At 56.7% G+C, this 15,147-nt stretch carries 15 protein-coding genes; 9 read left to right on the forward strand and 6 right to left on the reverse strand.

Annotated features, from left to right (window positions below; genetic code table 11):
• The first annotated feature begins 27 nt into the window (after positions 1 to 27).
• From mca to phoH2, 5 genes are all read left to right on the forward strand, one after another.
• Positions 28 to 894, forward strand: a complete 867-nt coding sequence (mca, locus tag IEX04_RS05650) for a mycothiol conjugate amidase Mca (protein WP_229677058.1) — start codon at positions 28 to 30, stop codon at positions 892 to 894.
• 43 nt (positions 895 to 937) lie between these two features.
• Positions 938 to 1,219 carry a hypothetical protein gene (locus IEX04_RS05655; protein WP_188684362.1) on the forward strand — a complete coding sequence of 94 codons (282 nt, stop codon included), beginning with the start codon at positions 938 to 940 and terminating at the stop codon, positions 1,217 to 1,219.
• Positions 1,220 to 1,379: 160 nt separating this feature from the next.
• Entirely contained in the window at positions 1,380 to 3,488 is a 2,109-nt protein-coding gene (locus tag IEX04_RS05660) for a thioredoxin domain-containing protein (RefSeq protein ID WP_188684364.1), read from the forward strand.
• A 99-nt stretch (positions 3,489 to 3,587) separates the two neighbouring features.
• Positions 3,588 to 4,349, forward strand: a complete 762-nt coding sequence (locus IEX04_RS05665; protein ID WP_188684366.1) for an isoprenyl transferase — start codon at positions 3,588 to 3,590, stop codon at positions 4,347 to 4,349.
• A gap of 256 nt (positions 4,350 to 4,605) precedes the next feature.
• On the forward strand, positions 4,606 to 5,919 hold the full coding sequence (phoH2, locus tag IEX04_RS05670; RefSeq protein WP_188684368.1) for an RNA 5'-3' helicase PhoH2: 1,314 nt from the start codon (positions 4,606 to 4,608) through the stop codon (positions 5,917 to 5,919).
• Here phoH2 and IEX04_RS05675 read toward each other — a convergent pair.
• Positions 5,916 to 6,710 (reverse strand): hypothetical protein, encoded by a 795-nt coding sequence (locus IEX04_RS05675; RefSeq protein WP_188684370.1) that lies wholly within the window; start codon positions 6,708 to 6,710, stop codon positions 5,916 to 5,918. The genes phoH2 and IEX04_RS05675 overlap by 4 nt on opposite strands.
• 84 nt (positions 6,711 to 6,794) lie before the next feature.
• Between IEX04_RS05675 and IEX04_RS05680 the strand changes: the two genes are divergently transcribed.
• Complete coding sequence (locus IEX04_RS05680; RefSeq protein ID WP_096256579.1) at positions 6,795 to 7,289, forward strand: prepilin peptidase; 495 nt, start codon at positions 6,795 to 6,797, stop codon at positions 7,287 to 7,289.
• A gap of 4 nt (positions 7,290 to 7,293) precedes the next feature.
• A complete protein-coding gene (locus IEX04_RS05685) occupies positions 7,294 to 7,758 on the forward strand; it encodes an NUDIX hydrolase (protein WP_096256580.1) in 465 nt (154 codons plus the stop codon).
• Positions 7,759 to 7,855: 97 nt separating this feature from the next.
• Here the strand turns inward: IEX04_RS05685 and IEX04_RS05690 are convergent, their stop codons facing one another.
• Together IEX04_RS05690 and IEX04_RS05695 are read right to left on the reverse strand one after the other, a co-directional pair.
• On the reverse strand, positions 7,856 to 9,547 hold the full coding sequence (locus tag IEX04_RS05690; protein WP_188684372.1) for an MDR family MFS transporter: 1,692 nt from the start codon (positions 9,545 to 9,547) through the stop codon (positions 7,856 to 7,858).
• 47 nt (positions 9,548 to 9,594) lie between these two features.
• A complete protein-coding gene (locus IEX04_RS05695) occupies positions 9,595 to 10,254 on the reverse strand; it encodes a TetR/AcrR family transcriptional regulator (RefSeq protein ID WP_229677025.1) in 660 nt (219 codons plus the stop codon).
• Positions 10,255 to 10,371: 117 nt separating this feature from the next.
• Between IEX04_RS05695 and IEX04_RS05700 the strand changes: the two genes are divergently transcribed.
• The gene (locus IEX04_RS05700) at positions 10,372 to 10,938 is read left to right on the forward strand and encodes a GNAT family N-acetyltransferase (protein ID WP_096256582.1); all 567 of its coding nucleotides are present in this window, start codon (positions 10,372 to 10,374) and stop codon (positions 10,936 to 10,938) included.
• A 102-nt stretch (positions 10,939 to 11,040) separates the two neighbouring features.
• Here IEX04_RS05700 and IEX04_RS05705 read toward each other — a convergent pair whose 3' ends face one another.
• The 3 genes from IEX04_RS05705 to IEX04_RS05715 all read right to left on the reverse strand — a co-directional run bounded on the left by IEX04_RS05705 (position 11,041) and on the right by IEX04_RS05715 (position 13,957).
• Positions 11,041 to 12,453, reverse strand: coding sequence for a class II fumarate hydratase (locus IEX04_RS05705; RefSeq protein WP_096256583.1), 1,413 nt, complete (start codon positions 12,451 to 12,453; stop codon positions 11,041 to 11,043).
• Positions 12,454 to 12,607: 154 nt separating this feature from the next.
• Positions 12,608 to 13,237, reverse strand: coding sequence for a carbonic anhydrase (locus IEX04_RS05710; RefSeq protein WP_096256584.1), 630 nt, complete (start codon positions 13,235 to 13,237; stop codon positions 12,608 to 12,610).
• Positions 13,238 to 13,300: 63 nt separating this feature from the next.
• Positions 13,301 to 13,957 carry a DUF4245 domain-containing protein gene (locus IEX04_RS05715; protein ID WP_170947875.1) on the reverse strand — a complete coding sequence of 219 codons (657 nt, stop codon included), beginning with the start codon at positions 13,955 to 13,957 and terminating at the stop codon, positions 13,301 to 13,303.
• A gap of 146 nt (positions 13,958 to 14,103) precedes the next feature.
• Here IEX04_RS05715 and glpX point away from each other — a divergent pair, with 146 nt between their 5' ends.
• Entirely contained in the window at positions 14,104 to 15,138 is a 1,035-nt protein-coding gene (glpX, locus tag IEX04_RS05720; protein ID WP_096256586.1) for a class II fructose-bisphosphatase, read from the forward strand.
• The last annotated feature ends 9 nt before the right edge of the window (positions 15,139 to 15,147 follow it).

A 15,147-nucleotide genomic window follows, 5' to 3' on the forward strand; every position in this document is an offset into this window, starting at 1 on the left:
TTAGCGCCGTCCCAGGGGCTGCGTCTCATGGCGATTCATGCCCACCCGGATGACGAGTCATCAAAGGGTGCTGCCACCATGGCCGCCTATGTTGATGCCGGCGCAGAGGTGATGGTTGTCAGTTGCACCGGTGGCGAACGCGGAGACATTCTGAACGCTGCCGTTGGCGAACTTGCGCACGCGCATCGTGATCTACCGGGGGTACGCCGCACCGAAATGGCTGAAGCTGCCTCGGTCTTGGGCATCAAGCACCGTTGGCTGGGTTATGTCGACTCCGGCCTACCCGAGGGTGACCCGCTGCCGGAACTCCCATTTGGTGCTTTTGCCTTGCAGCCGGTAGAAATCGCTGCGGCAGGCATTATCAAATTGATTCGCGAGTTCCGCCCACACGTCATCACCACCTATGACGAAAACGGTGGGTACCCGCACCCGGACCATATCCACTGTCATAACGTCTCAGCTTTCGCCTTCGAACAGGCTGGCAACGCACAGTTGTATCCCGAGCTGGGGGAGCCTTGGGAGGTCGACAAGCTCTACTATGACCGTGCGTTCTCCTCGGATCGCTTGCGTACCCTGCACTATGCGATGTTGGAAGGTGGCTACGAATCCCCGTACACCGAACGCGTCGCAAAGTGGGAAAACGACGAAGAGAACGAAATGTTCAAGTGGGTTTCGCCACACACCACGACCACTCAGGTGCACTGCGCAGATTATTTCACGTTGCGAGATCAGGCACTCTTAGCGCACCGAACACAGATTGACCCGGAGGGATTCTTCTTCGCGGTGCCAGAACATATTTACGCCGAGTCATGGCCGTGGGAGGATTACACGCTGATTTCGTCGAAGGTTGCTACACAACTGCCCGAAACAGATCTGTTTGCCGGACTAAGATAGAACCACGTACCTTCCAGTTCCAGAAAAGAGTTGTCCCCACACCGTGAATGCGATTTACGCGACCATGATGGTTGCGAGTACCAATGTGCAGAAAGAAGCGCTGGACGAGAACAGCTATGGCCCGGGTTTCCTCGGCTTTGTGTTCACCGCGTTTCTGGCACTGGCAGTGATCTTCCTGATTCGTGACATGGTGCGCCGCGTCCGTCGTGTCCGTTACGCCTCGGAAGCCGAATCCAAGCAGAATGAGCTGATGCTCAAGGGCGAGAACCAACCAGTTCAAGAGCCTACCGATCCAGTGGATCCGAAAACCTCCGAAGACAGCTAGGCCGCAGAGCCTGGAACAGGCCTCATGCTGACCCACCGCTTAGTGGAAGTTCAGCACGGGGCCTTTTCTTTTGCCGCGAGGTACATCAAATCGCTCAGCCTTCGGCCGAATTGGAGGTGAGCAAGGACACCTTGGCGGCGTGGTGAGGCAGAATGGCGATATGGGACAACGAATCGCCAATAGCTCCAGCGCCTACCTACGCCAGCACTCGCATCAAGAGGTTGACTGGTGGCCCTATGGAGACGAAGCCTTCGAACAGGCCCGCCTGCGTGACGTGCCGGTGATGCTTTCCATCGGCTACGCGGCCTGCCACTGGTGCCACGTGATGAGCCATGAATCTTTTGATGACCCGCAGATCGCCCGGAAACTCAACGAAAACTTTATTTCCATCAAGGTGGACCGCGAAGAGCACCCGCTGGTCGACGACACCTACATGATGGCAACCCAGGCGCTGACGGGGGCCGGAGGGTGGCCCATGACGATCTTCGCGATGCCCGACGGACGTGCTTTCCATACGGGCACCTACTATCCGAGCGAGCCCCGCGGAAAAATGCCGTCCTTCACCCAAGTGGTGGACGCCGTCCAACAAGGGTGGGAAGAACACCGAGAGGGACTCGAAGAGCAAGCCCAGATGCTCGCTGAGCACCTCGCCGACCTGGGGTCGCGGCAAGGGGCCCTGCTGGCGATGAGAGCGGACTCCACAGCTGCAAAGGCCCTGCGTCAGGCCAGCCGTCAGTGGATCGCAACGAGCAAAACCGAAGGCGGCTTCACCCCTGCACCAAAGTTCCCACCCACCTGGGCGCTGAAGACCATGTGGCGCACCGTGCTCCTGGACCCAGAACTCGGTGCCGAAGCCTTTGAACCGCTGGCGACCAGCCTAGAAGCGATACTGCTTGGGGGCCTGCGAGATCATCTTTCCGGAGGCTTCGCCCGCTATTGCGTGGATGAACATTGGACGATCCCACACTTTGAAAAAATGCTCTACGACAACGCCGGCTTGCTTTCCTTATGCGCGCGGACCGCGGTCTTCGCAACGCAGTTTGCCCAGCAGCATCCCCAGCAGTCGCAGCGGGCCACACAGCTGGCGCGCTTAGCCCGCCAAGCGGCGCTGGATACGGCGAACTTCTTGAGCAGCGACCTGTTGACCTCCGAGGCCGGTGCGCCCCACCGCGCTTTTGCCGCTTCGCTCGACGCAGATTCGCTGCGCGGCACGTCGAGCGTCGAAGGCGCAGCCTATACGTTCACCCGGGAAGAATGCCTCGAGGCGGTGCGCCGGGCAGGTGTCGAGCTGCCCACGGACCTGGTGCGATTAGCTGGAATTGCTGAAGATCCTGGGTACTACCACGTCTCGTTGACCCGGATCCCGGTTGACGGCGAGGCACAGATTTGGGATGCCTTCAAAGCCGAACTGCGCACCGTGCGCGCCACCAGGCCAAGCCCGGGACGCGATGAGAAGATCATCGCCGGATGGAATGGCCTGGCCATTGAAGCGCTCGCGGAAGCCGGAGAACTACTCGGTGAACCGCAGCTCGCCCAACTAGCGGAACAGGTTGCCACCACGCTCTGGGAGGTGCACTGGGATGCGCAGAGCCAAACGTTGGCGCGAGTGAGCTTTGCCGGTCAACGTTCGGCAGATAATGAGGGAACCTTAGAAGACTATGCCGGGCTGACCCTGGGGTTCTTAGCGCTGACCCAGAGTCCTCACTACAGCATGTGGCAAGAACGCGCCGGCCTTCTGATCGAAAAGACCGCACGCTTCATCGATCTGGAGACCGGGATTCCTCGCGACGCCTTGGCCCTGGATGACCGCTTGAGCAAGCAACGTTCACAGATTGCCCCGGTGACGGTACTCGACGAAGCTATTCCCGCTGCGGCCGCGCTCTACGCCAAGGCATTGAGCCGGTTAGCCATCCAGCGGATGGCCGACGAAAATTTTGACGATTCGGGCCAGGAACAATTTGACCTGGCACACCGGCTTAGCGCTCACGGTGTGGCGCTCGCCGGTCAGGCTCCCACCCAGGTCGCGACCGCACTTGAGGTGCAGTCGGTACTCGACTCGGCGGTTCATTATGTGAAGTTAAACGGCGCAGGCTCAGCCGAGCGCCACCATTTGCTGAGCTTATGCCGGGGCCTGGGGATCGAAGTCCGGACCTCTGCGCAGACCACTTCCGGGGCACAGGACCTAGAAATTCAGCCTTGCCGGCTGTCGCAATGTAATCTTCCGGTGCACGATGTTTCCTCGTTGTTGACTTTGTTGGCAGGTAAATAAGCCTTAGCTGCGGATGCTTGGCTGCACGGTGTTGTGGGGGAAACACGATAGATTTAGTTTCAAGAAAACTTTTGAACGTGTGCGAAAGCGAGGAACCCGGTGCGTCTTCCCTCTCTTGTGTACCGTTTCTACGAACGGCGCCTAGCGAAGTCGTTACCCGGTGACAAGCTGCCCCACCACATTGGTGTCATGGTTGATGGTAATCGCCGCTGGGCGAAATTAGCAGGTAGCCCCACCATGGCAGGCCATCAGGCCGGCGCGGATAAGATCCTTGAGTTCCTCGAATGGTGTGAGGACCTGGGCATCAAGGTAGTCACCCTCTACATGCTTTCCACCGACAACCTCAACCGCGAACCCAGTGAGCTGCGTGATTTGTTAGAGGTCATCGGCAATACGCTGGATCGGTTGGGCGAAACGAACCAGGTGAAGGTGCAGCAAGTTGGTGCGGTGGACGTGCTGCCTGCGGAGCTAGCCGCGAAACTTGCCGCGCTGGAAACGAGCACCGCTCAACGGACCGGAGTCCACGTTAACGTGGCCATTGGTTACGGTGGGCGACGTGAAATTATCGATGCGATTAAGTCCTTGCTGCGCGATGCTTCCGAACATGGGCGGTCATTGGAGACTGTCAGTGATTCGCTGTGTATCGAAGAACTCGAATCGTATCTGTACACCAAAGGACAGCCGGATCCGGATCTCGTGATTCGTACCAGTGGTGAGCAACGCCTGAGCGGCTTCTTGACGTGGCAAAGCGCCTACTCGGAGTTTTATTTCTGTGAGGCCCTGTGGCCGGATTTCCGTCGCGTCGATTTCTTACGCGCACTGCGTGATTTTGCCGATCGCCAGCGTCGTTTCGGTGCTTAATGCCACGCTGAGCTGCTAAGTACCGATCGTTTCCAAAAACGATGCTTGGACTTAACCTATTAGGTCAATTAGCCGTCTATGGTGAGGATATGGCGGGACGCTCAAGTCCCGTCAGACCGAAAGGTTCCTCACTAGATGACAAGATGCGGCGTACACACGAAGCGATTCGTGGTTCACCCTTGGCATCCGGTGGTGGAGCTTCCCACTAAAGCGTGGGGAGTTTCCCCACGCCGGATTCGAGAATGGGTGCGCTGTTATGACCCGAACTACCAACTCGGCCGTCCGCACATACGTCATTGACACTTCGGTGTTGTTGTCGGACCCGAAAGCGATGTTCCACTTCGAGGAGCACCATGTGGTGATCCCGTTGACAGTCATTACCGAGCTGGAGCATAAGCGCAAAGATCCGGATCTGGGCTTTTTTGCGCGACAAGCATTGCGCTTGCTCGATGAACTGATCTCCAGCCACGGCGGACTATCCCAGCCTGTCCCGGTTTCCGACGCCGGAGGCACCCTGCGCATTGAGCTGAATAACATTGCCTCCGATGTTCTGCCCGTGGGAATGCGCTCGGCAGAAAATGACACCCGTATTCTTGCGGTGGCTAAGCACCTGCTTGATGAGGGCCAAGACGTGGCCTTGGTGACCAAGGACTTGCCCATGCGTATCAAGGCCTCCGCCATTGGTATCCATGCCGAGGTTTATCGTAATGAATTGATCGCCTCCAGCGGATGGAGCGGGGTCCAATCACTGGAGCTAGACGAAGCGAGCATGGCTACGCTTTATGAGTCCGAAAAGCTCATCAATCTACCCGAAGCCAGCCAGAGCCCGATCAATACCGGCTTCGTCATTACCTCGCCCAGAGGTAGCGCGTTGGCGCGCAAGGTCACGGCTGACACCGTCAAGCTGGTCCGTGGTGACCAGCAAGCTTTCGGTTTGCATGGAAGAAGCGCCGAGCAACGTATTGCACTGGACCTATTGTTGGATCCCAACGTGGGAATCGTGTCGATGGGTGGTAGCGCAGGTACAGGAAAATCCGCTCTTGCGTTGTGTGCTGGGATGGAAGCGTTGCTCGAACGCCGCGAACACCGAAAGATCACGGTGTTCCGCCCGCTCTATGCGGTCGGTGGCCAGGAGCTTGGTTATTTGCCCGGTTCCGAAGGGGAGAAGATGGGGCCCTGGGCTCAAGCGGTCTTCGATACTCTCGGATCCATCGTGTCTAAGAACGTCATAGACGAGGTAGTCGAACGAGGCATGCTCGAAGTGTTGCCACTGACCCACATTCGGGGACGCTCCTTGCACGATTCTTTTGTGATTGTCGATGAGGCTCAGTCGCTGGAACGCAATGTGCTGCTCACGGTCCTTTCACGGATCGGGCAGAACTCAAAGGTAGTGCTCACCCATGACGTGGCACAGCGAGATAACCTGCATGTTGGACGACATGATGGGGTCTCCGCGGTGGTTGAGCAGCTTAAGGGCCATAGCCTCTTCGGGCATGTGACCCTGATGCGTTCGGAACGCTCGGCTATCGCCGCGCTGGTCACCGAAATGCTGGACGGTCCGCTGACCTAAGGTGCGGCGCGCACCGTCCACGGGATGTGTGCGCGCACATCGGTCATCGTTGGGGTGGGGCTGGTAAACAGAGAGTCAATATAGTACTCATTTTTCGCCAACACCGTGATACCCAGCGGGGCCTCGCTGCTGCCTAAGACCCTGCGTTCAACACATATTCCGGTGTCAAGATCCAGCACGATCAGTGTTTGGGTCCCAGCCGGAACCAAAGCGAACACCGGGCTCCGTGGATGGTAATTATGCCCGGCGGTGAGCACCGCCGAAAGTTGCGCGCGTCCGTGCGAGCTACGCGTTTCGGCGAGCTCATGAATGTAGGTCGGGTGTTCAAAAGCTAGATCCAGGGAAGCTGGCTCGGTGCCCGCCAGTTCATAGGGATCAAGTACGGATGCCAAGAAATCCAGGGGCAACAAGTCTTGATAGCCGTCGATTTGCGGGCGTCTGGCAATGAGATGGTCCTCGGTATAGACCGGGGACGTTAGCGAGGCAGGTAAGGACCAGGAGGAGCCGGTGGCAGCCACGTAGTCTTGGCCTCGTTCTGCAGTAAAAAGTTCACGTTGATAGCAGACGGTATCTTCGTGGTTGCTGATCGCGATGGCTTCGCGCCCACGCAGTATTAGACCCAACGTGCCGTGCAGACCAGATTGGGCCAAGTGTTCAGGAACATTTAGCTCCAGTCGCAGGGAAGTGCTCAACCATGGTGCGGAGCGGGCCAGCGCACGGAAACGTCGCCGGGCGGCAGAATCAGGTGCCGGGTGATCGGGAAATAACTGCTCGGAAGCTGACGTGATCATATTTCCAGTGTAGAAGCACCCGCGTTATTCACAACCCAGCACATCGTACTAGAGCACCTGAGGTACTGGCCCTATGCTCTAAACATGATCACGCTCTGGCAAGAATCTTTGTGGACCGCTCTACCTCTGGTGCTGTTCTGCGCAAGTTTCCTTTGTTTCGGAGTGCTTTTGTCGCTAACAGATATCAAAGAGCACCGGCTACCGAACAGGTTGTTACTTCGCTGGGTAGTAATGAGTGCGGTGCTTCTACTGGGGCTGAGCATAGTGCGTGGGCAGTACCTTCCATTGCTCAATGCCGGGCTGGGAGCGCTCATTTTGGGTGGGGCGTATCTGCTACTTGCACTGATTTCGCGTGGAGCCATGGGCATGGGCGACGTGAAGCTTGCGATAGTGCTGGGTCTGAACGTCGGCTACTTTTCCTTATCTGCCCTATTCTTGGCCAGTGTGTTCGCGTTTGTGCTGGCTAGCCTAGTGGTGCTGAGTGGAATGATTGCTGGCAAACTGAACGCGAAGTCCGCGGTGGCCTTTGGCCCGTTCATGATCCTAGGTGCAGCACTTGCTTTGCTTATGACACCATAGGGCCATGACAACTCCGGAATTCATCACCGATCTGCGCACTCGTATTGGACATGACCTGCTCTGGTTGAGCGGGGTGAAGGTCGTGGTTTTTAACGGATCTCAGGTGTTGCTGGTGCGCAGGGTGGACAACGGACTGTGGACCTTGCCTGCGGGAATCATTGAACCAGGTGACGAAGCCTCGCATACCGCGGTCCGTGAAGTTTTGGAGGAGACCGGGGTGCGCTGTGAGCTGACGCATTTATTAGGAGTGGGAGTGACCGCCCCAGCGACCTATCCAAATGGTGACCACGCGCAGTATTTAGATATCGTATTTCGGGCCATACATCTGGGCGGCGAAGCACGAATCAACGATGACGAGAATTTAGAAGTCGGTTATTTTGAACTTTCCGACCGCCCGAGCCTGCCACCACTGCATGAGCGAGCCATTGACTGGGCACTGAATCCGAAGCCCGGCGGATATTTCGCCTGAGATAAACGCCAACGCCCCGCACGAAGCGGTTCGCATCCACCCAATAATTTTGGGGGATAGCGACGCTCGTACGGGGCGATGAACCGCTGAGAGCAGACTACTCCTTGGGATGTTCCACCGATGAGTCACTAACTGGTGAGTCATGATCAGTAAGCAGAACTCCACCACCGTGTTTGGCAGCGCGCTCGGCCTCTTCAAGTTCCTTGGCTTCCAGCCCGCCGATCGCCTCACCACGTGCCACCATACCGGCGGTGTCCGAGAGCGGAACCTGCTTGAGGAACAGTGCCAGTACGAAGGCTAGAAGAATAAACGGAATCAGGTACCAGAACACCGGGGCCAACGAGTCAGCGTAAGCGGTGACAATGCCATCGCGTAGCTGCTCAGGAAGCTGGGCCAAGGTCTGCGGGTCCAAGGTTGCCGTCGCGTTGCCCGCATCGGCCGCGCTCGCGCCGGACGCCGTAAAGACCTCGGTGAGATTCTCCGAAAGTCTATTGGTGAACATCGCACCGAAGATCGCCACACCCAAGGATGCGCCAACTTCACGGAAGTAGTTGTTAGTCGACGTGGCGGTTCCGACCATCGCCGGATCTACCGCATTCTGCACCACAAGCACTACCACTTGCATGATCAGGCCCAGGCCTGTGCCGAAGACAAACAGGTACACGCAGATAAGCCACAACGGGGTGCTTGCGCTCAATGAGGTGAATGCGAGCATGGCCAAGGCGGTGACCAGGGCACCGGCAATCGGGTAGCCCTTATACTTGCCGGATTTGGTGATGGCGATACCAGACCAAATGCTGGTACCCATCATGCCCACCATCATTGGAAGCATTAACAGACCCGATACGGCCGCCGAGGTCCCGGAGGACATCTGCAAGAAGGTCGGCACGAAGGCGATGGCCGCGAACATGCCTAGACCCAGCGTAAAGCCGATCGCCGTAGCGTTGATGAAGATGCGGTTTTTGAATAGCGACAGCGGGATGATTGGATCTTCGGCGCGGGCTTCAACGATGATGAACAGCACCGCCGCGGTGAGCATGCCAAGGCCCCAACCCCAGGTTTCCAAAGCAGTCCAGCCGTGGTTTTTCGACCCACCAAAGTCGGTGAAGAAGATCAGGCAGGTAGTTGCGATCGACAGCAACAGCACACCAAGAATGTCGATTTTCTTGGTGGACTTCTTATTCGGGATGGTCAGCGCAAACCAAGCAATCAAGAACGCGCCGATGCCGATAGGGATGTTGATGTAGAAAGCCCACTGCCAGGTCAGATGGTCGACAAAGAATCCACCGAGCAACGGACCGGCAACCGCCGAGAGGCCAAAGATAGCACCCAGCGGGCCCATGTACTTGCCGCGCTGGGATGCCGGGACGATGTCGGCAATGATTGCCTGCGAGAGGATCATCAGGCCACCGCCGCCCAGGCCCTGCATGGCGCGGAAGAAGACGAAGGTCCAGAATGTTCCGGCGAAGGCTGCGCCTACGGAAGCTAAGGTGAACAGCGCGATGGCAATAAGGAAGAGATTACGACGGCCAAGGACGTCACCGAACTTGCCGTAAATCGGCATCACAATGGTGGTGGCCAGCAGGTAGGCGGTGGTGATCCAGGCCTGGTGCTCGACGCCGCCGAGCTGTCCAACGATGGTTGGCATTGCGGTGGACACGATGGTCTGGTCTAAGGAGGAAAGCATCATTCCGGCGATGAGCGCGGAGAAAATGATCCAAATCCTTCGTTGCGTCAGGAGCAACGGCGCCGATTCCGGGGATTTCCGGGATTCGGTGGTTGAAGTCATGCGTGGGATCCTTGCAAGATATGAGAGTCGGGCGGGGTGGCGCTCGGTTAAGAGCGGGTCAGTGGCTGGCTGTAAATCTCGCGTCCCATAGTGAGCACCGCGAGATATTCCTCGGCCAATGAACGTTCGCTGTCCGAGGCCAAATACCGGTCGACGGCTTTGAACGTGGCGAACTGCAGGGAATGAACCAGTAGTTCAAGTCCCGGGTGTGAAGCCTCAACGCCTTCACGTTGGGCGATGAGTTTCATGAATTCGGCCTGGCGTTCGGGACCGACCTTGATCATCCGCTCTAAGAGCTCCGGTTCACGGTGTACTGCGGCGAAGAATCCTTGGGTGCTACCGATGGCCTGTTCGTCTCGATTGAGCAGTTCGACGAACAAGGCGACAAGATCTGCCTGCAGGGTAGGGGAGATCCCTTGGATTCCGGCCGGACGCGAGGCCATGAACCGGTCTAAAGCATCGGCTGGGATTCCGTCGTCGTCGTGACCGAAAACGGCGTCGATTTTTGCAGCGAAGTAATTAAAAAAAGTCCGCCGTGAGATTCCCACCCCAGCGCAGAGCTGGTCGACGGTGAACCCGGCAAAGCCGTGTTCTGCGGTCAGTTCGCGTGCATGTTGGGTGATCGACAGGCGTGTTTTTTGCATGCGTGCGCTGAGCCCGGCTGGAGCGGTAGCCGGGACAGTACCGGTAGTTGCACTATTGTTCACAAGATGCAGTTTTGCACCTACTGGCACCTCAGTGCAAATTATGTTATCGGGAACACAATCTCAGCTCGTTAGCCGAACGCTCGCGCGAGTGTGTTGCCTCGTAATAGGCTGTGATCCATGACCTCGCTACGACTGCTCCCGCCCAGCGCTCATCTGCATGAATCGTGGCTTCGCAATACGGAAGAATGGGATGGAGCGGACCAACAGGGCGCTTCGGTCTTCTTGGCAGATAAATACGGTTGGGACCTGAAGAGCCCTAAAGATTTCTCGCGCTGGGTGCGTTTGCTCAACGACCTTGCCGATACACAGCATCAGCCACCGACTGGATTTGTTAACCAGTGCACGCTCTGGCTGGAACGGGATGAAGAATACCTCGGTGCGGTAAGCCTGCGGTATGCGCTGATCAACGATTTCCTTCAAGTCGTCGGCGGGCATATTGGTTATGGAATTCGTCCGAGTGCCCGCGGGGAAGGCCTTGCCGCACAAGCACTCAAGGCAATACTCGAAGTGGCTAGAACCCGCGGGATGCGACAGGTGCTGCTGACCTGCGACGATTCAAATATTGGTTCAGCAAAAACGATTGTGGCCTGCGGGGGACGGCTCGAAAGAATTCTCCCAGTCGAGGAGCTCGCCGCCCAATTTGGTTCTGTTGCGCCCGTTCGAAGATATTGGATCGATCTCTAAGCCGGTGCCGTTGACCAACGCGTCAAGCCGGCCACACTAGGAAGTCCCAGGGTGGCCGGCTCGTAGCAACTTTTAGTCTTTGCGGTAATGCGGAATGCGGTTTTAGTACTTTCCGGTCATCGTCGAAACGTCTAGCAGCTCATCAAGCTGTGCTTCGGTGACTTCGCCACGTTCTACGAACCCTAAAGCAATGGTCGCTTCACGCACCGTCAGACCCTCGGCCACAGCCTTCTTGGCAATCTTCGCAGCATTCTCATACCCGATGAGCTTGTTTAATGGAGTCACGATTGACGGTGATGCTTCGGCGAGGAAACGAGCACGTTCCACATTTGCGGTAATCCCATCGATCATTTTCTCAGCCATCACGCGCGATACATTTGACAGCAGACGAATGGATTCGAGCAGGTTCGAAGCCATCACCGGGATGCCCACATTCAGCTCGAAGGCCCCATTGGTTCCTGCCCACGCGATGGTGGTGTCGTTGCCGATTACCTGTGCGGCCACCTGAATGGCGGCCTCGGAAATGACCGGGTTGACCTTGCCCGGCATGATGGATGAGCCCGGCTGGAGGTCGGGGATGGAGATTTCGCCTAGCCCGGTATTGGGGCCTGAACCCATCCAACGAAGGTCATTGGCGATTTTGATGAGCGAGATCGCAATGGTCCGCAATGCAGCGGAACCTTCGACAAGTCCGTCACGGTTCGCCTGAGCTTCAAAGTGATTGCGTGCCTCGGTGATCTCTAACCCGGTGTCTTCGCGCAAGAACTCCAGAACTTGAGCTGGGAAACCTTCGGGGGTGTTGATCCCGGTACCGACGGCGGTGCCGCCGAGCGGGACCTCAGCTACCCGGGGAAGTGCAGCCTCAATTCGTTCCACACCGTAACGGATCTGTGCTGCATACCCACCAAATTCCTGTCCGAGGGTCACCGGGGTTGCATCCATAAGGTGTGTACGCCCGGACTTCACCACATCCTTGAACTCCGCTTTCTTGGACTCAAGTGAGATCGCCAATGATTCCAAGGCTGGAATAAGCTCGTTAACCAGTGCATTGGTGGCGGCTACGTGTACTGAGGTCGGGAAAACATCATTTGACGACTGTGAGGCGTTCACATGATCGTTGGGATGAACCTCGGTCGAGCTGCCTGCCTCTTTCAAAGCACGGGTAGCTAATTCGGCGAGAACCTCATTGGTGTTCATATTCGAGCTGGTGCCCGAGCCGGTTTGAAAAACGTCGATGGGGAAATGTTCGTCAAAGTCGCCGGTGGCGACCAGATCGGCGGCGGCCACAATTGCGTCTGCACGTTCGGCATCCAAAACGCCCAAGGCCTGATTGGCATGGGCAGCAGCCTTTTTAACCTGCGCGAGCGCCTTGATGTGGGCCGATTCGAGTTTTTTCCCAGAGATCGGAAAGTTCTCCACGGCGCGTTGGGTCTGTGCCCGATAGAGAGCTTGTGCCGGAACCCGGACTTCGCCCATAGTGTCGTGCTCAATGCGGAATTCGTCGTTGTTGCTCATGAGGCTCACACTACGCCGAGAAGACGATGTCCAAAAGGGATCTGCCTCTAACATCACAACCACTAGTGATGTTAGAGAGAGTGGGAATAAATTTAGGGTTAAACAAAAGTGGTCCGCGGGTGAACCGCGGACCACTTACTGCTTGGCTTGAAATTTACTCAAGGCCCATGCTTGAAACTAACTGAGCTTCACCTTCGGCAAGCTTATAGGCCACGCCTGCTACAGCAGTTCGTCCCTCAGCAATGGCGGTTTCGATGATGCTGGAAAGATCTACCAGACGCGAGGTGGTCTGTTTGACGTGTTCGACAACGGTGCCGTTAACGTCGGTAATATTTGATCGTTCTGCGGCAAATACCGACGGGATGATGTGCTCCACGAGGTCTCGCACGAAGCCCTTGGGCATATTGCCTGACTCTTTGGCATCAATGGCCGCGGTTACCGCGCCACAGCTGTCATGACCCAGAATGACGATCAGCGGAATATTGAGGATATCAACGGCGAATTCCAAAGATCCCAGGCTGGCGGGATCAAGCACGTGACCGGCGGTACGCACCACGAAGACATCTCCCAAGCCCACATCAAAAATGATCTCTGCTGCAAGACGTGAATCGGAGCAACCGAAAATTACTGCAAAGGGTTCCTGGCCGGCGACCAAGGACTCTCGCCGAGCGCCATCCTGGTTGGGGTGCTGAGTGTTGCCGAGGATGAATCGCTGGTTACCATTGGTCAGCTTTTCCCAAGCCTGCTGTGGTGTTAGTGCCGATTTGCCGTGTTCAGATTCCATAATTCGAATTCTACGCCGGTGCCAAGAAGTTCTTTCCACCTAATGACATCGCAGATGCAAAAATTACAGACCCTGAGCTTCGGCGGCCTGAACGACCGTCATCAATTCTTCCTCGCCGGTGTCGCTGGAAATAATCAACGTTGAATCCTTGAAATTGGAAATCATGTAAACGGTTTGATCCTTCTTGCGGACTTCCCAATTATGGCCGTTGATGACTCGTTCGTCGCTTGGAATCGCGTTGTCGGTTACCAGTGCGATCCATGTAGGGTTCGCATCTGCGCTCTGGCGAACATAAACGAAGTTTGTCTCATCCATCACCAAACCGAATTCCCAGTAGGAGACGTCCTGGATCTGGTTGCTCTTCCAGCGAGCGAAGTTTGCGTATTCATCGCCAGAAACCTGTGGCGCAAAAACTTTAAAGTCGGCAACGCCCGATACCTCGCTGGCCACGGCCTGCAAATCTACCGGATGCTGAAAGGATTCTTCCTTGTTCGCCGGGTTCAGCAGCAACAACGGAATGATCACCGCAATGGTGAAGCCTACCGATAAGAGCATGCCTTTGAAAGTTTGGTTTGCACGCTTTGACTGCTTTTCGGTCAGCAGCGGCGTGAATGGCAGATCCTCAAAGGTTGCTTCGGGGTCGTTCAAATCACGACGTATCGGCTGTTCGCCTACCGGGACATCATTCTGGGAAGTATTCTCTGGCTGCACAATCCCCATTCTCCCCGAAGTTCCTGTGCAAATCGAACCGAGGTGCCCAATCACACGTAGACGCTTGCTCAGTTTATGCGACATGAATTACAAGCAGAAAAACGATGGGGATATGATGGAGGTGTTTGCATAGGCGCAATGACTACGACTCAGTGATGGGATCTTTCGTGACCGAAGACAACAATTATGCCCACCTATCTCCGCGACTGTCGGTAACCGACGCGGAACCGGACCGCAACCTCGCACTGGAGCTGGTGCGCGCAACGGAAGCGGCAGCCATCGCTTCATCCCCGTGGGTTGGATTCGGTGACAAGAATGCCGCCGACGGCGCAGCAGTAGATGCCATGCGTGGCCTACTATCCACAGTGAACTTCAACGGCGTCGTGGTAATCGGCGAAGGCGAAAAAGACGAAGCCCCGATGCTGTTCAACGGCGAACAGGTTGGCAACGGCTCCGGAGCCGAATGCGATGTTGCTGTTGACCCAATCGATGGCACCCGTTTGACCGCACTTGGTCTGAACAACGCCCTGTCGGTTCTGGCTGTGGCCGACCGCGGTTCGATGTTTGATCCTTCTGCCGTGTTCTACATGGAAAAGCTCGTTACCGGTCCCGAAGCGGCCGACCTGGTTGATCTGCGTTTGCCGGTCAAGCAGAACTTGCACCTGATCGCTAAGGCCAAGGGCAAGAAGATCAGCCAGATCACCGTCACCTTGCTGGACCGCCCGCGCCATGCCGGACTCATCGAAGAAATTCGTGCTGCCGGCGCTCGCACCAAGCTTTTGATGGACGGCGACGTTGCAGGCGCCATCGCGGCAACCCGTGAAGGTACCGGCGTTGATGCCTTGATGGGTATCGGCGGCACTCCTGAGGGTATCGTCACCGCATGTGCCATCAAGGCAATGGGTGGCGTGATTCAGGGCCGTCTGTGGCCAACCGATGATGACGAGAAGCAGAAGGCGATCGACGCTGGCCACGAACTAGGCCGCGTTTTGACCACCAATGATCTGGTCACTTCCGATAACTGCTACTTCGCAGCCACCGGCATCACCGATGGTGATCTGTTGCGCGGAGTACGTTACAAGAATGGTCGCATCCACACCCAGTCGATCGTGACTCGTGCCAAGTCTGGCACCATCCGCTTTGTTGATGGTGAGCACCAGCAAGACAAGTGGGAAGCTTACACCCGCTAAAAACGAGTT

Origin of the sequence: Glutamicibacter ardleyensis, assembly GCF_014644555.1 — a bacterium.
Taxonomy (GTDB): domain Bacteria; phylum Actinomycetota; class Actinomycetes; order Actinomycetales; family Micrococcaceae; genus Glutamicibacter; species Glutamicibacter bergerei.